The organism is Arthrobacter sp. 05L421 (assembly GCF_056397785.1).
Window position 1 is genome coordinate 19148 of the sequence record NZ_JBFTOC010000010.1, and the last position, 18556, is coordinate 37703.

The window sequence follows — 18556 nt, forward strand, 5'->3', positions numbered from 1 at the left end:
GGCCACGTAGCCTCTCTCATCTTTCACTGCGCAATATTTTCCGGTGCCACCTGCTTTCGGTCTGACGCAGGAATCAGCAGAATTGTTCTGCCCCCTGAAACTCAGCCCGCCGTTCCTCATTTTCGGATCGTGCATGGTGAAGCAGTATCCGGCCCTGCTGGCCGAAATCCATCCGGCAAGGCCGAAATCCCGGCTGCAGATCTGAACTGCAGCCCAGATCAAATCACCGCGTCCAGCTCTTAGCCTGGACGCCGTCGAGGGGGAAGGATCCTTCGTGACCGAAACCACTGAGCTGTCTCCGGCTGTGGATACATCTTCTGCTGCCGAATCAACGGCAGCACCCGCCAAGAGCAGCGGCCTTGCAGGCCTCAAGCTCGCCCAGCTCCAGGCCCTCGCCAGCCAGCTGGGCATCTCCGGCGGTTCCCGCATGCGCAAGGGTGATCTGGTCACGGCCATTTCCGCCCACCGCGCAGGCACCCCGGTAAGCAAGGCTCCGGCCCGCGCTGCCGAAAAGGCGAGCGAGAACGGCACTGTTGCCCGCGCAGCTGCCCCGGCAGCGGCGCCCGCCGCCGCCGATGCCGTGGCCAGCGAAAACGTGGCCCAGGAAAGCCCCCGCGCCCGCCGTGGCCGCAGCCGCCGTGCAGGCAGCGACGGCGTCGTCACGGCGCCCGCCGCTGAGGCACCCGCCGCCGCGGTTGAAGCCCCCGCAGTTTCCACCGACTCCGGCGCCCGGGAGTCCGCGACTGCGGAATCCGGCTCTGCCGCCGCCGGTACGGAATCCGGTGACCGCACGCGGCAGCCGCGGACCCGTAACCGCCGCCGCGGCGAAGCCGCAGCCCAGGGCACCGAAGCCGCTGGCCAGAACGCCGTCGAGGTCCAGGCTGAACAGCCTGCCACCGAGCAGCGCACTGAGCAGCGTGAGCAGCGCACTGAACAGCGTGAGCAGCGCACTGAACAGCGCGAACAGCGTGAGCAGCGCACTGAACAGCGTGAACAGCGCCAGGCCGAGCCCAGCGAAGACGGCCAGCGCCGCGACTCCCGCACCCGTGGCGGCCGCGACGAAACCGCCGGCAGCCGCGAGAACACCCGCGAGACTGATGATTCTGACGGCGGAAGCCGCCGGAACCGCCGCAACCGGCGTGACCGCAACGACCGCGGTGACCGCCAGGGCCAGCAGGACAGCCGCGACAACTCCTCGCGCAACGACCGCTTCCGCGACCGCAATGACCGCCGCCGCGGGCGTCAGCAGGGACCGGACGTCGACGACGTCGAGGTTACCGAGGACGATGTCCTCCTGCCGGTCGCCGGTATCCTCGATGTGCTGGAGAACTACGCGTTCATCCGCACCTCCGGCTACCTGCCGGGCCCGAACGACGTTTACGTCTCGCTCGCCCAGGTCAAGAAGTACAACCTGCGCAAGGGCGACGCCTGCGTCGGTGCCATCCGTGCACCCCGCGAAGGCGAGGACCGCAGCCAGCAGTCCGCCCGCCAGAAGTTCAACGCCCTGGTCCGTGTCACCTCGGTGAACGGCAAGACGCCGGAAGAGCTCAAGGACCGCGTCGAGTTCGCGAAGCTCGTCCCGCTGTACCCCTCCGAGCGCCTGCGCCTCGAGACGGACCCGAAGAAGATCGGTCCCCGCGTGATCGACCTCGTGGCCCCGATCGGCAAGGGCCAGCGCGGCCTGATCGTTTCGCCGCCGAAGGCCGGCAAGACGCTCATCCTGCAGTCCATCGCCAACGCCATCACCACCAACAATCCTGAGGTCCACCTCATGATGGTGCTGGTTGACGAACGCCCCGAAGAAGTCACGGACATGCAGCGCACCGTCAAGGGTGAGGTCATTGCCTCCACCTTCGACCGTCCCGCCGATGACCACACCACCGTGGCCGAGCTTTCCATCGAACGCGCCAAGCGCCTCGTGGAAATGGGCATGGACGTTGTGGTGCTCCTGGACTCCATGACCCGTCTGGGCCGCGCCTACAACCTGGCAGCACCGGCTTCCGGCCGCATCCTGTCCGGTGGTGTGGACTCCGCCGCGCTGTACCCGCCGAAGCGCTTCTTCGGTGCAGCCCGCAACATCGAAAACGGCGGCTCGCTGACCATCCTGGCCACCGCGCTCGTCGAGACCGGTTCCAAGATGGACGAGGTCATCTTCGAAGAGTTCAAGGGCACTGGCAACATGGAACTGCGCCTGTCCCGCCAGCTCGCGGACAAGCGCATCTTCCCGGCAGTGGACGTCAACGCGTCCGGTACCCGCCGCGAAGAGAACCTGCTTTCCCCCGAGGAAGTCAAGATCATGTGGAAGCTGCGCCGCGTCCTGTCCGGACTCGAAACGCAGCAGAGCCTTGAGCTGCTGACCAACAAGATCCGGGAGACCCAGAGCAACGTCGAGTTCCTCATGCAGGTCCAGAAGACGACGCTTGGTGCGAAGTCCGATAACGACAAGTAGCGACGCGTAACCGCCCGAAAGTTGGCGGCCCTTCCCGGGCCGCCAGCTTCCCGGGCGGTTGTTGCGTTAACCGGTCCCTCCGCTTCAAAAGCAACGCGGGGTCACATAGCGCCCATCGGGGCCGTCGGGATGGGCGGTAAGTGACCCCGCGTTGCAGTAACTAGACTTGAGAGAGTCGAAAGAGGTTTGAAAATGTTTGAGTCCGTACAGGGCCTGTTGGATGAGCACGACTCTATCCAGGCGCAGCTGGGGGATCCTGCTGTTTATGCTGACCAGCGGCTGGCCCGTAAGTTGGGGCGGCGTTCTGCACAGCTGAACGGCATTGTGGAGGCCTACCACCGCTGGGAAGCCATCAGCGATGACCTGGCGGCTGCCAAGGAAATGGCGGACGAGGACCCCGAATTCGCGGCGGAGGTACCCGAGCTGGAGGCTGCGCTGGAGACGGCGGCGGCAAAGCTGCGCCGGCTGCTGATCCCGCGCGACCCGGACGATGCCCGCAACGTGATCCTTGAGGTCAAGGGCGGCGAAGGCGGCGACGAGGCTGCCCTGTTCGCCGCGGACCTCCTGCGGATGTACAACCGGTACGCGGAATCCCGGGGCTGGAAGACCGAGATCATCTCCGCGACGGAGTCGGACCTTGGCGGTTACAAGGACGTCCAAATGGCCGTCAAGGGCAACTCGAACGATCCGGCCGAGGGTGTGTACGCCCGCCTCAAGTTCGAGGGCGGCGTGCACCGGGTGCAGCGTGTCCCCGTCACCGAATCCCAGGGCCGCATCCACACTTCGGCCGCCGGCGTGCTGGTCCTGCCCGAGGTGGACGAGCCCGAGGAACTGGAGATCAACCAGAATGATCTCAAGATCGACGTTTACCGCTCCTCAGGTCCCGGCGGGCAGTCGGTCAACACCACCGACTCCGCTGTGCGCATCACCCACTTGCCCACGGGGATCGTCGTCGCCATGCAGAACGAGAAGTCGCAGCTGCAGAACCGTGAGGCCGGCATGCGTGTGCTGCGTGCCCGCATCCTGGCACACCAGCAGGAGCTGATCGACGCCGAAAACTCGGCGCAGCGCAAGTCGCAGATCCGCACCATGGACCGCTCCGAGCGCATCCGCACCTACAACTACCCGGAAAACCGGATCGCGGACCACCGCACTGGCTACAAGGCCTACAACCTGGACCAGGTCATGAACGGCGACCTGGAACCGGTGATCCAGTCGGCCATCGAATTGGACGAGCAGTCCCGGCTCGACGCCATCGGCGAATAGGTACGGGTCACTTGTGATGACAGCAGGCGATGGGCCGAGCCTGGCGGACGCCGTCAGTGAGGCGACAGCGGTTCTCGCGGCGGCCGGCGTGCCCAGCCCGCGCGTGGACGCCGAGCTCCTGGCCGAGCACCTGCTTGGCGTCGGGCTCGGCCGGTTGCGCGCGCTGATGCTCGGCGACTCGCCGGCGCCGGAGGGCTATGCCGATCTCGTTGCGGAGCGGGCGCAGCGGATCCCGCTGCAGCACATCACGGGCGTGGCGCACTTCCGCTACCTCGAACTCGCCGTCGGTCCCGGCGTTTTTATCCCGCGGCCGGAAACCGAATCCGTGGTGCAGCTGGTGCTTGACTGGCTCAAGGTCAGGGACGGGTTGGCGCACCCCAAAGTGGTGGACCTTGGCACCGGATCCGGCGCGATCGCGGGCTCGATCGCGCACGAGGTTCCCGGCGCGGAAGTCCATGCGGTGGAGTACAGCGAATTCGCGCACGCCTGGGCGGCGAAAAACTTGGTTCCCCTGGGCGTCCACCTCATCCGCGCCGACCTGCGCGATGCGCTGGCCGAACACAACGGCACCTTCGACGTCGTCGTCTCCAACCCGCCTTACATTCCGGCCGAAGCGATCCCGAACGAACCCGAAGTGGCGCTGCACGACCCGCCCGAGGCGCTCTACGGCGGGGGAGCGGACGGGATGGAACTTCCGACGGCGGCGGCTGCCTCGGCTGCCCGGCTGCTGGTTCCGGGCGGCTACTTCGTGATGGAGCACGCCGAAGTCCAGTCGGAATGGATCGCCGCGATGCTCAACCGCACCGGGGTGTTCTCCGAGGTGACCACGCACCGCGACCTCAATGGCAAGGACCGTGCCACCAGCGCTGTGCTGACACAGTCAGATCCTGACACTGTCGGGGCGGACACAGCCAGCCCTGACGCCTTCGAAAATCGTGTCACAAGTGATGAAAGAATGGGCCAGTGACGACTAGCTACGATTGCACGGCAGCTGAGCAGCGCGCCGCAGGACTTGAACATGCCCAACGGGCCATCCGGGAGAGCAAGTGCGTGGTCTTCCCTACGGACACCGTTTACGGCATTGCCGCCGACGCCTTTTCACCCCTCGCGGTTACCCTCCTGCTCGCTTCCAAGGGCCGGAGCCGGAAGATGCCCCCGCCTGTGCTGATCCCTAGGCTGAACGCCCTCGATGGCCTCGCCACGGATGTCCCGGCAGAGGCGCGGCGGCTGGCCGAGGCGTTCTGGCCCGGCGGCCTGACCCTGATCCTGCACGCCCAGCCGTCACTGGACTGGGACCTCGGCGAGACCAAGGGGACCGTGGCACTGCGGATCCCGGCGGACGAGATCGCCCAGGACTTGCTGACGCTCACCGGGCCCCTCGCTGTGTCCTCCGCGAACCGTACCGGGCATGCTGCCGCCCAGACCGCCGCCGACGCCGAGGCCCAGCTGGCGGAATCCGTGGAGGTCTACCTGGAGGGCGGACTCCGGCCCGCCGAGGGTGCCGAGGCACTCGCTTCGACCATTGTCGACGCCACGGCCCTGCCGTTGCGCGTCGTCCGGCAGGGGGCCATCAGCCTCGAGCGCCTGCGCGCCGTGGTTCCCGGCTTGCTGGATGTCGACGGCAACGCCCCGGACGCCGTGGATGCTGCTCCGGACGGCGTCGCTGTGTCTGAGCCCGTGGATGCTGCTCCGGACGGCGACGCTGCGCCTGAGCCCGGCACCGCATGACGCTGGAGCGCCAGCCCGTCCCCTTCCTCGACGTCGATGCGACCCCCGTGACGGTCTCCGAGCTGACAGCGGTCCTCAGCAAGTACGTGGCCGAGGGCCGGACCCGGATCATGGTGGGGCACAACCTGCACAGCGTGACGCTGCTGCACTCCGATCCGGCCTTCCGGTCCTTCTACGAGCGCAGCGACGTGGTGCTGATCGACGGCGCGCCGGTGCTCTGGCTCTGGGCCAAGACCGGCGAAGAGGATGACGGCCGGGCACCTGTGATGGACTACCGGCTGGGGTCGACCGACTGGATTCCCGCACTGGGTAATGTGGCCGGCCTGGAGCGTATCGCGGTCATCGGCGCGGGTGCCGTGGCCAACGCAGGTGCCGTGGCCAGGCTTCGGGAGATCGTCCCCGGGGCGCGGGTTGACGGCATGCCCGGCGAAGGCTGGAACGAGGACGTTGAGGTTGCCGCGGTCGAATGGCTTAACCGGTTGCGCCCGCAGCTTGTGCTCCTGGGCCTCGGGATGCCGCTGCAGGAACAGGTCTTGGCGCGCCGGCTTGCCGTGCTCCCGCCGGCCATCTACTGCGCCGTTGGCGGCGCCATCGAACAGATTGCCGGGGTGCAGAAGTTGGCGCCGCGCTGGATCGGGCGGCTCGGACTCGAGTGGGCCTGGCGGCTCATGCTCCACCCGCAGCGGGTGGCCTACCGGGTGTTCGGCGAGCCATGGGTGCTGCTGGGGCTGCTGCTCCGCCGCCGGCTGCGCCGGCAGCCCTAACGCCGGCAGCCCTAGGGCCGGCAACCCTGATGCCTGCGGCCCGGACGGTTAGAACTTCCGGTCCTCCAGCGGACCGAAGCCCTTGCCGCGAAGTCCGGCGGAAAAGGCGCGGAACCAGTGAGCGAGCCCGCGGAAGTCGCCACTGCGCAGGAAGTAGCCGAGGTAGCCGCCCACATCCGCGATGAACGACTTCACCCGGAAATGCCGGCGGATCATGTAGCCGCGGTTCCGGTAGTAGAAGTAGCGCTTGAAGGCGGAATCCGGAACGATCACGTGCCACCGCGCGCCGAAGACGTGCTTGGTTTCGGCAAAGGCGTGCGGATGCGTGATGGCAGCGGTGGTGACCGTCCCGAACTTGATCCCGGCTTTCCTGAGCCTCAGCGTGAAGTCCACCTCGTCGCCGCGGATGAACAGGCGCATGTCAGGCAGGCCGACCTTGAAGAAGACATCGGAGCGGATCAGGGCGCCGTTGAAGAAGTGTCCGTTGTCCGGCAGGAACCCGACCTTTTCCACCTCCGCACGCTCATGCGTGACCTTGCCGTTGAGCCGGAAGAAAAAGGACAGCTGGTCGGGATGGCCCGGGGCCACCACGAGCGGGACCACAGCGTCCAGGCCGCGTTCCTGCGCCTCGCGCAGCAGCGTGGCAAGGCATTCGGGATCGGACGGCTCGGCGTCGTCATCCATCATCCAGATCCAGTCAGCCCCGCTGGCCACGGCCTTGAGGATGGCCAGCGAGAAACCGCCGGCGCCGCCGAGGTTCGCCTCGGACCGGACATAGTCCACGTTGGCGTGCCGCTCGGCAACATCTTTCGATGGCACGGTGCCGCTGTCGACGAGGCAAATGGACTGCACCGGAGCGGTCTGGTTGTTGATGGCGTCCATCAGGACCGCCAGCTCCCGGGGACGGTCAAACGTCACGGCAGCGACTGCAACCGAGGGAATCATCGCGGGGTCCTTTCAGCACGACCGTCAGTGAATTTCCCGCCGGCAGAGGGCCGTGTGACGCGAAGACAGGTGGCCGTTGGCATTAGTATCTTGACTAGAGTCCACTGTAATACAGCCCTGTCAGGCACTACGCACTGCCTGCCCTGAGCACGGCGACGGAGAAGTTTCATTTTTCGAAAGACAGTTCCACGGCAATTGAATCCACCCCATTTCCGCAGCTCACCGGTGCCTCCGCTGCAGCGGAACGTGCCGGCGTGTGGTGCCTGCGCTGAGCGCACTGACGGTACTTGGTTGGTGGTCTTCCCGTGATCATGTACCTGCTCATGATGCTGACGGCAGCAATCGTGACGTACTCGGCCACCTGGGGTGCCCGGCTTGTGGGCAACAAGATGAAGTTGTATTCCCCGATCCGCAGCCGCGACATGCATTCCACCCCGATCTCCCGGCTCGGCGGCCTGGGCATCTTCGCCGGAGTCCTGGTGGCATTGGTCATGGCGAGCAATTCGTTCTTCGTCCAGGACATCTTTCGGAACAACACGGCGCCGTGGGGAATCCTGGCCGGGGCCGCCGTGATCGTCCTGGTCGGTGTGGCGGACGATCTGTTGGATCTTCGGTGGTGGGTCAAGCTGATCGGCCAAAGCGCCGCCGCGCTGGTCGTGGCCACTTGGGGTGTCCGGATGACGGTTATCCCGTTCGTCCCTGAGCCGTTCGTCATTCAGAATGAGGCCGTAAGCATCGTGCTGACCGCCGGGCTGATCGTGACCACGATGAATGCGTTCAACTTCATTGATGGGCTCGACGGCCTCGCCGCGGGCGTGGCGATCATCGGGGGAGCGGCGTTCTTCCTCACGGCCTACTGGGTCCACCGGACGGCCGTCCTGCTGGACCGCTCGGATCTCGCTACCCTCCTGACCGCCGTCGTGGTCGGCAGTTGCGTTGGCTTCCTGCCGCACAACTGGTTTCCCTCGAAGATCTTCATGGGCGATTCCGGGGCTATGCTGATCGGCCTGCTGATGGCCTCGGCCGGCGTCGTCTCCACCGGCCAAATCAGCTCCGGCCTCTACGACCGGGCCAACGGCATTCCCACCGTTATCCCTATCCTGTTGCCGTTCGCAGTACTGTTCCTGCCGCTGCTGGACCTGTGCCTGGCGGTTGTGCGGCGGACCGCGCTGGGCCGTTCGCCATGGTCGGCGGACCGCGGGCACCTGCACCACAAACTCCTGGACATCGGATACTCGCACCGCGGCGCCGTCGTGCTGATGTACCTGTGGACCTGCATCCTGGCCTTTGGCGGATTGGCCTTCGCGATCTTCCCCTGGCATATAGTCCTCGCCGTCGATCTGGCTGCCGCGGCAATCATGGCAGTGGTGACTGCCTGGCCATACCTGCGCCAGCGGGGGCCGCGACAGATGGCCCGCACCCCCGAATAGCTCCGGAAGTACGCCGTCCGGCATGCCGGAGGAGCCTGCTCCGACGCGCTTTAACGAATAATTTCTATCTAATGTAGAATTCAGGGGCGGTGCTTCGCCGCCCACCTTGACCAGCACTACGCCAGCGACGATTGGGATCTCATGACCTCCAACGCCGAACCGGGACCCGCTTCCGGCAACGGACCCGTTGGCGTCTCCGGCCCCACGAAATCCCTCTGGCTCAGACTGCTGGCCATGAGCTCCGCAGCCTCCGCCACCGCCCTGGTGCTGACCGGCATAGCTGCCTTCATGTTCAACGGCGCCGTGGGGCTCTGGTCCGCCCTCTTCGGGGGAGCGCTGGTCATGGTGTTCTTCGCCATCAGCCTTGCGGTGGGCCACTTCGTCGGCCGCAGCAACCCCTCCGGCGCGATTGGACTTTTCGTCGCGACGTACTTCGTGAAGGTTGTCGGCTTTGCCGTGGTCCTCTTCGTCATCGGCGCACCGGCCTGGCTGCACGGCCGCTGGTTCCTGATCGGCGCCGTCGTGACAGTGGTGTCCTGGCAGGCAGCCGAAATTTACGGTTTCAGCAAGGCGAGGCTCCAGATTTACAACGACCCCGAAACCCGAAAAGACGGCACCGATGTTTAGCCGCAAAGACGGACGCACACCAAAAAACAAGCCAGCCAAAACACCTAAAACTACAGCCGGTGCCCCCGGTGTATCGACGGATGGCAGGGACGGCGGATACAACGCCGGAATCGCCGTCTTTAGCTACATTGTTGGCGGAATCATCGTCTGGAGTTTGATAGGGTGGGGACTGGATAATCTGTGGGGAACCCGCTGGATTGTGCTCGCAGGCGCTCTGCTTGGAGCTGCGGGAGGGTTCTATCTTTCTCATATGCACGGCCTCACCAGTAACCGAACTTCAACTGATGACGGCAATGCTGCACGTGGCCCGTCCAAGGACGAGGAACAGTAATGCCAAATAATTTCACAGGGGGAGAGGCGGGCACCAATGTCGCCGGTCCCCGCCCAACGCCCAATGATGGACACTGCAGAGAGGAAACGCGTTGAACGCGCTTGCGCTCCCGGCCCAAGATTCAGGAACCTTCACGCCTCCTGGAATTGAAGAACTTCACCTGCCGGCTATCATCCCCTGGGGTGCGGCCGAAGGATTTTCGAAGCAGATGCTGCTGGTAATCCTGTCGGTTGTCATTATCGGTACATTCTTTGTGATCGCTGCGCGGAAGCAGCAGCTCGTTCCCGGCAAGCTGCAGTTCGCAGGCGAGGCCGCCTATAGCTTCGTCCGCAACAGCATCGCCAAGGACATCATCGGCGGCCGGGACTTCATGAAGTATGTCCCGCTGCTGTTCACGCTCTTCTTCTTCATCCTCGTGAACAACATCTACGGTGCAATCCCCGTGATCCAGCTTCCGACCTTCTCGCACGTCGGCGGGGCCTACGTGCTCGCCGCGATCGTGTACATCACCTGGATCGCCGTCGGCGTCAGGAAGAGCGGCCTGAAGTACTTCAAGCTGGCCACGGTTCCGTCTGGTGTGCCGTTCTACATTCTCCCGATCGTCGTTCCGATTGAGATCATCTCCAACTTCCTGGTCCGCCCGGTCACGCACAGCCTCCGTCTGTTCGCCACCATGCTGGCCGGCCACTTGATCATCATGATCTCCGGTGCGGGTATCGAATTCCTGGTAATGCAGGAGAACGTCTTCCTCAAGGGCGCGTCCGTACTCGTCCTTGGCGGCGCCATCGCCATGTACATGCTCGAAGCGCTGATCATGGTGCTGCAGGCCTACGTCTTCACGCTGCTGACCGCGATCTACATCGAAGGCGCGCTGCACGCCGACAGCCACTAGGCACAGCGCCAGCAGGCACAGCGCCAGCAGGCGCAACGCCAGCAGGCACAACATAAACTTCCCCTCACGGGGATGAAGCAACCCAAACAACCTGCCACATGGGTGGCATCTTGAAAGGAAGAAAAATGGAAGGCTCCATCAACGGCTCCATCAACCTCGTCGGCTACGGCCTCTCCGCCATCGGCGGTGGTATCGGTGTGGGTCTCGTGTTCGCCGCTTACATCAACGGTGTTGCACGTCAGCCGGAAGCCCAGCGCGTCCTGCAGCCGATCGCATTCCTCGGCCTCGCGTTGACTGAAGCCCTCGCCATCCTTGGCCTGGTCTTCGCGTTCGTTCTCAAGTAAACAGAACAAACCGAAAATCCAGAACCGAGTAGATAAGGACGGGTGAAATATGAATCAAGCGATCATCTCAGCCGCCACCGAAGGCGGTACTAACCCCCTCGTTCCCAATCCTTGGGAGATGCTTGTCGTCTTTGCCGGCTTTGCTCTTCTCCTGTTCATTGTGGTCAAGTACGTTGTCCCAATGTTCGAGAAGACCTTCGCGGAGCGGGCCGAGGCCATCGAGGGTGGCATCGCCAAGGCCGAAAAGGCCCAGGCCGAGGCCTCCGCAGCACTCGAAGAGTACAAGCAGCAGCTCACGGAAGCCCGGACCGAAGCCAACCGCATCCGTGAGGAAGCACGCGCCGAAGGTGCCCAGATCCTTGCAGAGCTGAAGGAGAAGGCGGCTGCCGAGTCTGCCCGCATCACCGCACAGGCCCACACGCAGATCGAATCCGAGCGTCAGGCGGCCGTTGTGTCGCTTCGCGCGGAGGTCGGCACGCTGGCCACGACGCTGGCGAGCCGCATTGTCGGCGAGGCACTGAGCGACGATGCACGGTCGGCCCGAGTGGTGGACCGCTTCCTGGCAGATCTGGAGAACCAGAACGCGGGTGTAGCTAAGTAATGGCAGGTGTATCGAGCGAATCGCTGGCCGCTGCGCTGGCGGCCTTGGAAGCCAAGCTTCCCTCCGCGTCGCTGCAGTTGGCAAAGGAACTCTTCGGAATCCTGGGAACGGTGGACAGTTCAGCCGGCTTGCGCCGCGCCCTGACGGACCCGTCCCGCAGCGGTGACGAAAAGTCGGCGCTGGTCAAGCAGCTCTTCAGCGGGAAAGTTTCCGCTGAAGCTGTTGAGATCGCCTCCGGACTGGCCGGCTCCCGCTGGGCATCCGCACGGGATATCGGCGATGCACTCGAGACTCTTGCCGCTTCGGTGGTCATCGCTGTTGCCGAGAACAAGTCGGCCGTCTCTGCCTCCGGGCTCACCGGGCTGGAATCGCTGGAGAACGATCTGTTCTCCTTCAACCAGGCCGTTGAGTCCAGCCACGAGGTTCAGCGTGCTCTGTCCGAGCCGCAGGCCAGCCCGGCCGCCAAGGTGACCCTCGCCTACAAGCTCGTACCTGGTGCGAGCGAGGAAGCGAAAGTCCTGATCGGGCAGGCCGTCACGGCTCCGCGCGGGCTCAAGGTCACCAGGCTGGTTCGCCGTTTCGCCGAGCTTGCCGCCAAGCGCCAGCAGCGCTGGATTGCAACGGTCAACGTCACCCGTCCGCTGACGGAGACGCAGACCAGCCGCTTGCAGACCGGGCTGAACGCCCTTTACGGTCGCGATCTCAAGATCAATATGAACGTTGACCCGGCATTGATCGGTGGCATCCGGATCCAGGTAGGTGACGAAGTGGTTGACGCTTCGGTTGCCGGTCGCCTGGGCCAGCTCCAGCGTCAGCTTGCTTAGCAAGCCGGACAAGCACAACCTAACGACAAGAAACCCCGGTCATCGTGAGCAACGATGATCACGAAAACAGGAGAGCAGGGACTGCAGATGGCCGAATTGACCATCAACGCCGACGACGTCCGTAATGCGTTGAACGAGTTCGCGGCGTCCTACGAACCCGGAAACGCAGAGCGCGTAGAGGTCGGCCGTGTAACAACCGCAGGTGACGGCATCGCCCGTGTTGAGGGCCTTCCCTCGGTCATGGCGAACGAGCTGCTTCGCTTCGAAGACGGCACCCTGGGCCTGGCCCAGAACCTTGACGTCCGCGAGATCGGTGTGATCGTCCTCGGTGACTTCACCGGAATCGAAGAAGGCCAGGAAGTCCACCGCACCGGACAGGTTCTGTCCGTGCCGGTTGGCGACGCCTTCCTCGGCCGTGTGGTTGACCCGCTGGGCCAGCCCATCGATGACCTCGGCGAGATCAAGGCCGAGACCACCCGTGCGCTGGAACTCCAGGCACCCGGCGTGACCCAGCGTAAGTCGGTTCACGAGCCGATGCAGACCGGACTCAAGGCTATCGACGCCATGATCCCGATCGGCCGCGGCCAGCGTCAGCTGATCATCGGTGACCGCCAGACCGGCAAGTCCGCCATTGCCATCGACACGATCATCAACCAGAAGGCCAACTGGGCTTCCGGCGACGTGAAGAAGCAGGTGCGCTGCATCTACGTGGCGATCGGCCAGAAGGCATCCACGATCGCAGCCGTCCGCCAGACCCTCGAGGACAACGGCGCGCTGGAATACACCACGATCGTGGCTTCCCCCGCGTCCGACCCCGCAGGCTTCAAGTACCTGGCTCCGTACGCCGGCTCGGCTATCGGCCAGCACTGGATGTACGGCGGCAAGCACGTCCTCATCGTGTTCGATGACCTGTCCAAGCAGGCCGAGGCCTACCGTGCAGTGTCACTGCTGCTCCGCCGCCCGCCGGGACGCGAAGCCTACCCGGGCGACGTCTTCTACTTGCACTCCCGTCTGCTGGAGCGTTGTGCCAAGCTCTCCGACGAGCTCGGTGCAGGCTCGATGACCGGGCTGCCGCTGATCGAGACCAAGGCGAACGACGTGTCCGCCTACATCCCGACCAACGTGATCTCCATCACCGATGGCCAGATCTTCCTGCAGTCGGACCTCTTCAACGCTAACCAGCGCCCCGCTGTGGACGTCGGCGTGTCCGTCTCCCGTGTTGGTGGCGCCGCCCAGGTCAAGTCCATGAAGAAGGTCTCCGGTACCTTGAAGCTGGAACTGGCCCAGTACCGCGACATGCAGGCCTTCGCCATGTTTGCCTCGGACCTCGACGCCGCATCGCGCCAGCAGCTGACCCGTGGTGCACGCCTGATGGAACTGCTCAAGCAGGGCCAGTACTCGCCGTTCCCGGTCGAGAACCAGGTTGTCTCCATCTGGGCCGGCACCAACGGCCACCTCGACGAGGTTCCGGTTGAGGACATCAACCGCTTCGAGACCGAGTTCCTGGAGCACCTCAAGCACAAGTCCTCCATCCTGACGACGCTGGCCCAGACCAACGTCATGGACGATGACACCGCTGAAGCACTGAAGACCGCAATCGTGGACTTCAAGAAGGGCTTCTTCGGCGAGGGAGACAACCTCCTGGTCGGTGCGGGGCACGAGGAGCACGCCCCCATCGGCGAGGATCAGGTCGACCAGGAAAAAATCGTCAAGCAGAAGCGCTAGTTTCGCTGGCAGGGACTGCCGGGACCCGCACGGGTTCCGGCAGTCCCGGCCATCGGGATCTTAGGAAAGGATAAGTATGGGAGCCCAGATCCGGGTCTACCGCCAGAAGATCAGCTCGACGACGTCGATGCGCAAGATCTTCAAGGCGATGGAACTGATCGCTACCTCGCGCATCGGCAAGGCCCGCGCACGCGTAGCAGCTTCACTGCCTTACGCGAACGCGATCACGCGTGCCGTTTCTGCTGTCGCAAGCCAGAGCGAAATTGACCACCCCCTGGTCACCGAGCCGGCGCAGATCCGCCGGGCCGCCGTCCTGGTCATCACGTCGGACCGTGGCCTCGCAGGGTCCTACTCGGCGAGTGTCCTCAAGCAGGCCGAAGGCCTCAATGAGCTGCTCCACGCGGAAGGCAAGGAAGTCAAGACGTTCCTGGTTGGCCGCAAGGCGCAGGCGTACTTCGACTTCCGGAACCGTGAATACGATCGCGTATGGACCGGCAACACGGATGCACCGGAGTTTGCGACCGCGCGGGAAGTCAGCGAAGCATTGCTGGCTGAATTCGCTACCGCCTACGAAGAGGGCGGCGTCGACGAAATCCACGTCGTCTACACCCGTTTCAAGTCGATGGTGACCCAGGAGCCGACGGTCGTTCGTCTGCTGCCGCTCGAGGTTGTCGAAGAGAAAGCCGCGTCCGAATCGGACCTGCTTCCCCTCTACGAATTCGAGCCGGAAACGGAGCAGGTTCTCGATGCCCTGCTGCCGCGCTACATCGAATCACGTATCTTCGCCGCCATGTTGCAGGCAGCAGCTTCCGAGCTCGCAGCCCGCCAGCGCGCGATGAAGTCCGCCGGCGACAACGCGACGGATCTCATCAAGAAGTACACGCGTCTGCGCAACACTGCCCGCCAGGCTGAAATTACGCAGGAGCTTTCCGAAATCGTTGCCGGTGCCGACGCGTTGTCCGCGTCCTAGCCGGCACGAGCCCGGATCCAGCTGTACCTGCACCAAAGAATAAACTTAACCCCACGCCATCTACTGAGTGAAGTGAGAGAGATGACTGCCACTGCTACCGAACACGTAGCCGCAACGTCCGGTGCTACCGGCCGTATTGCACGTGTTATTGGCCCGGTTGTCGACGTCGAATTCCCGGCTGACGCAATCCCCTCGATTTACAACGCACTCACCACCGAGATCACTCTCAACGGTGAGACCCGAACCATCACGTTCGAGGTTGCCCTGCACCTGGGTGACAACCTCATCCGCGCCATCTCCCTCCAGGCCACCGACGGACTTGTCCGCGGTACCAACGTTGTGGACACCGGCGGCCCCATCACTGTCCCCGTCGGCGACGGCGTCAAGGGTCACATCTTCAACGTCCTGGGCAAGCCCCTGGATGTCGACGAGTCCGAGATCCAGGCTTCCGATTACTGGCCGATCCACCGCAAGGCTCCTGCCTTCGCGACCCTGGAAGGCTCCACCGAGATGCTGGAGACCGGCATCAAGGTGATCGACCTCCTCACCCCGTACATCAAGGGTGGCAAGATCGGCCTGTTCGGTGGTGCCGGCGTCGGCAAGACCGTGCTGATCCAGGAAATGATCACCCGCGTTGCCCGCAACTTCGGTGGCACCTCGGTGTTCGCTGGTGTCGGCGAGCGTACGCGTGAAGGCAACGACCTCTGGGTCGAAATGGAAGAGGCCGGCGTCCTCAAGGACACCGCCCTTGTGTTCGGCCAGATGGATGAGCCGCCGGGAACGCGTCTGCGTGTGGCACTGTCCGCCCTGACCATGGCGGAGTACTTCCGCGATGTGCAGAACCAGGACGTGCTGCTCTTCATCGACAACATCTTCCGCTTCACCCAGGCAGGCTCCGAGGTTTCCACCCTCCTCGGCCGCATGCCGTCGGCCGTGGGCTACCAGCCCAACCTGGCTGACGAGATGGGTCTCCTCCAGGAGCGCATCACGTCCACCAAGGGCCACTCCATCACCTCGATGCAGGCCATCTACGTTCCCGCAGATGACTACACCGACCCGGCTCCGGCCACGACCTTCGCACACCTCGACGCGACCACGGAACTTTCCCGTGAAATCGCTTCCCGTGGTCTGTACCCGGCCGTTGACCCGCTGACGTCGACCTCCCGCATCCTGGATCCGCAGTACATCGGACAGGCCCACTACAACACGGCCGTCCGCGTCAAGCAGATCCTGCAGAAGAACAAGGAACTTCAGGACATCATCGCCATCCTCGGCGTTGATGAGCTCTCTGAAGAAGACAAGATCGTCGTGTCGCGTGCACGCCGCATCCAGCAGTTCCTCTCGCAGAACACCTACACCGCCAAGCAGTTCACCGGCGTCGAGGGCTCCACCGTGACCATCAAGGACACTGTTGAAGGCTTCACCGCGATCTGCGACGGCGACCTTGACCACGTTGCAGAGCAGGCGTTCTTCAACGTCGGCGGCCTGGACGACGTCGAGCGCCAGTGGGCCAAGATCCAGGAACAGACCAAGTAATATGGCTGAGCTTGAGGTTGAGATTGTCGCAGCGGATCACTTCGTGTGGTCCGGAGCGGCCAAGATGGTCAAGGCCCGCACCAGCGATGGTGAAATCGGAATCCTGCCCGGCCACTCGCCCCTGCTGGCGATTCTGGCCGAAGGTGAGCTGGCAATCGAGCCGGTATCCGGTGACCGCATCTCTGTAGCCGTCGACGGGGGATTCTTCTCCGTTGACAACAACAGAGTGGTCATTGTTGCTGACAACGCCCAAATGGGCGAAGCCGCTACTGCGGGGATCCGCTAGCACGACCTTGATGAACGATATTGGTTTGCCGTTCATCGTCCTGGCAACTGCGTTTGCGTTGCTGGTATTTGCACTGTGCCTCATGGGGGTGCGCCGCTTCAATCTGCGGCGCGCCCTCGGCACGGTGGACGCCTCCATCTGCACGGCTGGAAAAAGCTGGCAGATGGGGGTTTGTCGTTATCAGGACAACGACCTCGAGTGGTTCCGCCTGGTCTCACTCAGCGTCCGGCCCAAACACTCCTTCCGGCGCAGCTCGCTGGAGCTGCTTGGCCGGCGCAAGCCTACCGAATCGGAGCTCCTCAAGGTCCAGCCCGACGCTGTGATCGTGGAGCTCCGCTACGAGGGGCAGCCGGTCCTTCTCGCGATGCGCTTCGATGCCTACACGGGGTTGTCGTCCTGGCTTGAGGCCGGACCGGTCATCGGCGTCGGCACCTGGCGCTAGCCCCGGTGAACTACCTTGACAGCCTCCGCCTGATCGACGGCCCGGTGGTGTGGCTCGCGTGGGCCGCCGGTGCAGCCGGCCTGGCCTACCTCCTCTGGCACACCGGACTTCGGCACTCGGTTTTTCGCAACACGGCTTTTCGGGAAACCGGACCGCGCCGCCTCGCCAGTGCGGCCCTCGTCGCGGCCGCCGTAACCCTGCTCGCCGCCGCTCTCGTCGCGGCCGGGCACTGGTTCCTGATCTACGTGATCACGGTCTTCCCCGCCGAACTGCCTGGCGAGAACCTCGCGTGGTCCCTTGCCGCCGTCGCCGCCGTGCTCCTGTGGCTCCTGCGCCTGTTCGGTCTCTGGGGCCGCGGCCGCAGCCACCCCAGACGTTGGCGCTCAAGCGCCGCAACCACGGCCGCGCTCCTGGCCGTCCTCGCGCTTTCCGCCGTCCAGATCAATATCTACTTCGGCCTGAACCACACCGTCGGCGATCTCACCGGAACGGCAGTGGCCCGGATCCAGCCGCTCGGGGCTGGCCTGACGCGCACGGTCGGCGGCCCTGCCGCCACCGGGCTCGCCCAATGGCGGGCACCCGCCAAGCTTCCCGACGGCGTCATCCGCAAGGCGGTCATCCCCGGCACAGTCTCCGGCTTCCAGAGCCGGGACGCCTACGTTTACCTCCCGCCCGCCTACCAGAGTTCCCCGCGGCCGGCGCTGCCGGTACTTGTCCTCTTTTCCGGCCAGCCGGGCAGCCCCGCCGACTGGCTGACCGGCGGCGCGCTCCGGAGCCGGCTGGACGGGTTCGCAGCCCAGCACGCCGGGGTGGCGCCTGTGGTGGTGGTGGTCGATCCCAACGGCTCGCCGTCCGGAAACACGTTGTGCCTGGACAGCCGGATCGCCCAGGTGGACACCTTCCTGGCGCGCGACGTGCCGGACTGGATCAACCGCACGCTCGACGTCGACCCTGACCCGGGGCAGTGGGCCGCGGGCGGCTTCTCATTCGGCGGCACGTGCGCCGTGCAGATGGCGACGAGGCATCCCGACATCTACAGCGCAGCGCTGGCCTTCTCCAGCGAGGATGAGCCGGCCCTCGCAAAGGAGCGCGCCAAGACCATCGAAGCCTCCTTCGGCGCCGACGGCGCCGACGTCGCCGCCTTCGACCGGCTGACCCCGCTCCGCGTCATGGCGGAAAACCGCTTCGGCGGCCAAAGCATGTACTTCGCCGCCGGGGACCATGACCCGGAATTCATCAGCCACATGGAGGTGCTCTCCGAGGCGGCACACCGCGCCGGGTTCACGGTAGAAACACGCCGGATTGCCAACGCGGGGCACTCATGGGATACGGCATCCAACGGCCTGCCCGGCGGCCTGGACTTCCTGGCCCGGCGCTGGGGGATCGTCCCATGAGC

19 protein-coding genes are annotated in these 18556 nt (G+C 64.6%); 18 read left to right on the forward strand and 1 reads right to left on the reverse strand.

The genetic code is table 11. The features are described 5' to 3' along the window. The first annotated feature begins 274 nt into the window (after nt 1-274). The 5 genes from rho (at nt 275) to AC1DKQ_RS12925 (ending at nt 6207) form a co-directional block, all read left to right on the forward strand. Nucleotides 275-2449, forward strand: a complete 2175-nt coding sequence (gene rho, locus AC1DKQ_RS12905) for a transcription termination factor Rho (RefSeq protein ID WP_476919190.1) — start codon at nt 275-277, stop codon at nt 2447-2449. Nucleotides 2450-2641: 192 nt separating this feature from the next. Next, on the forward strand, nt 2642-3715 hold the full coding sequence (prfA, locus tag AC1DKQ_RS12910; protein ID WP_476919191.1) for a peptide chain release factor 1: 1074 nt from the start codon (nt 2642-2644) through the stop codon (nt 3713-3715). Nucleotides 3716-3731: 16 nt separating this feature from the next. Beyond that, a complete protein-coding gene (prmC, locus tag AC1DKQ_RS12915) occupies nt 3732-4682 on the forward strand; it encodes a peptide chain release factor N(5)-glutamine methyltransferase (RefSeq protein ID WP_476919192.1) in 951 nt (316 codons plus the stop codon). Continuing rightward, entirely contained in the window at nt 4679-5443 is a 765-nt protein-coding gene (locus AC1DKQ_RS12920; protein ID WP_476919193.1) for an L-threonylcarbamoyladenylate synthase, read from the forward strand. Before prmC ends, AC1DKQ_RS12920 begins: the two co-directional genes overlap by 4 nt. Further along, nucleotides 5440-6207 carry a WecB/TagA/CpsF family glycosyltransferase gene (locus tag AC1DKQ_RS12925; RefSeq protein WP_476919194.1) on the forward strand — a complete coding sequence of 256 codons (768 nt, stop codon included), beginning with the start codon at nt 5440-5442 and terminating at the stop codon, nt 6205-6207. Before AC1DKQ_RS12920 ends, AC1DKQ_RS12925 begins: the two co-directional genes overlap by 4 nt. 48 nt (nt 6208-6255) lie before the next feature. On the opposite strand, the gene AC1DKQ_RS12930 is transcribed toward AC1DKQ_RS12925, so the two are convergent. Then, on the reverse strand, nt 6256-7152 hold the full coding sequence (locus AC1DKQ_RS12930; protein WP_476919195.1) for a glycosyltransferase: 897 nt from the start codon (nt 7150-7152) through the stop codon (nt 6256-6258). A gap of 305 nt (nt 7153-7457) precedes the next feature. Here AC1DKQ_RS12930 and AC1DKQ_RS12935 point away from each other — a divergent pair, with 305 nt between their 5' ends. The 13 genes from AC1DKQ_RS12935 (at nt 7458) to AC1DKQ_RS12995 (ending at nt 18554) form a co-directional block, all read left to right on the forward strand. After that, nucleotides 7458-8582 carry an MraY family glycosyltransferase gene (locus tag AC1DKQ_RS12935; RefSeq protein ID WP_476919196.1) on the forward strand — a complete coding sequence of 375 codons (1125 nt, stop codon included), beginning with the start codon at nt 7458-7460 and terminating at the stop codon, nt 8580-8582. Between the two features lie 141 nt (nt 8583-8723). Then, entirely contained in the window at nt 8724-9209 is a 486-nt protein-coding gene (locus AC1DKQ_RS12940) for a hypothetical protein (RefSeq protein WP_476919197.1), read from the forward strand. Further along, the gene (locus AC1DKQ_RS12945) at nt 9202-9540 is read left to right on the forward strand and encodes a hypothetical protein (RefSeq protein WP_476885607.1); all 339 of its coding nucleotides are present in this window, start codon (nt 9202-9204) and stop codon (nt 9538-9540) included. The genes AC1DKQ_RS12940 and AC1DKQ_RS12945 overlap by 8 nt, the downstream gene beginning before the upstream one ends. 91 nt (nt 9541-9631) lie before the next feature. Next, nucleotides 9632-10432, forward strand: coding sequence for a F0F1 ATP synthase subunit A (gene atpB, locus AC1DKQ_RS12950; protein ID WP_476885608.1), 801 nt, complete (start codon nt 9632-9634; stop codon nt 10430-10432). Nucleotides 10433-10557: 125 nt separating this feature from the next. Continuing rightward, nucleotides 10558-10776, forward strand: coding sequence for an ATP synthase F0 subunit C (gene atpE / locus AC1DKQ_RS12955; protein ID WP_091559519.1), 219 nt, complete (start codon nt 10558-10560; stop codon nt 10774-10776). A 49-nt stretch (nt 10777-10825) separates the two neighbouring features. Beyond that, nucleotides 10826-11377: a F0F1 ATP synthase subunit B gene (locus AC1DKQ_RS12960; RefSeq protein WP_120954420.1), complete on the forward strand. Its 552-nt coding sequence runs from the start codon at nt 10826-10828 to the stop codon at nt 11375-11377. Beyond that, on the forward strand, nt 11377-12201 hold the full coding sequence (locus AC1DKQ_RS12965; RefSeq protein ID WP_476885610.1) for a F0F1 ATP synthase subunit delta: 825 nt from the start codon (nt 11377-11379) through the stop codon (nt 12199-12201). Before AC1DKQ_RS12960 ends, AC1DKQ_RS12965 begins: the two co-directional genes overlap by 1 nt. An 87-nt stretch (nt 12202-12288) precedes the next feature. Beyond that, the gene (gene atpA / locus AC1DKQ_RS12970; RefSeq protein WP_370125021.1) at nt 12289-13926 is read left to right on the forward strand and encodes a F0F1 ATP synthase subunit alpha; all 1638 of its coding nucleotides are present in this window, start codon (nt 12289-12291) and stop codon (nt 13924-13926) included. 76 nt (nt 13927-14002) lie between these two features. Next, nucleotides 14003-14896: a F0F1 ATP synthase subunit gamma gene (locus tag AC1DKQ_RS12975; protein WP_476885611.1), complete on the forward strand. Its 894-nt coding sequence runs from the start codon at nt 14003-14005 to the stop codon at nt 14894-14896. An 81-nt stretch (nt 14897-14977) separates the two neighbouring features. After that, nucleotides 14978-16432: a F0F1 ATP synthase subunit beta gene (gene atpD, locus AC1DKQ_RS12980; protein ID WP_476885612.1), complete on the forward strand. Its 1455-nt coding sequence runs from the start codon at nt 14978-14980 to the stop codon at nt 16430-16432. Between the two features lies 1 nt (nt 16433). After that, on the forward strand, nt 16434-16718 hold the full coding sequence (locus AC1DKQ_RS12985; RefSeq protein WP_090581408.1) for a F0F1 ATP synthase subunit epsilon: 285 nt from the start codon (nt 16434-16436) through the stop codon (nt 16716-16718). Between the two features lie 10 nt (nt 16719-16728). Then, the gene (locus AC1DKQ_RS12990) at nt 16729-17160 is read left to right on the forward strand and encodes a DUF2550 domain-containing protein (RefSeq protein WP_476885613.1); all 432 of its coding nucleotides are present in this window, start codon (nt 16729-16731) and stop codon (nt 17158-17160) included. A 5-nt stretch (nt 17161-17165) separates the two neighbouring features. After that, nucleotides 17166-18554 (forward strand): alpha/beta hydrolase, encoded by a 1389-nt coding sequence (locus AC1DKQ_RS12995; protein WP_476919198.1) that lies wholly within the window; start codon nt 17166-17168, stop codon nt 18552-18554. Nucleotides 18555-18556 lie beyond the last annotated feature (2 nt).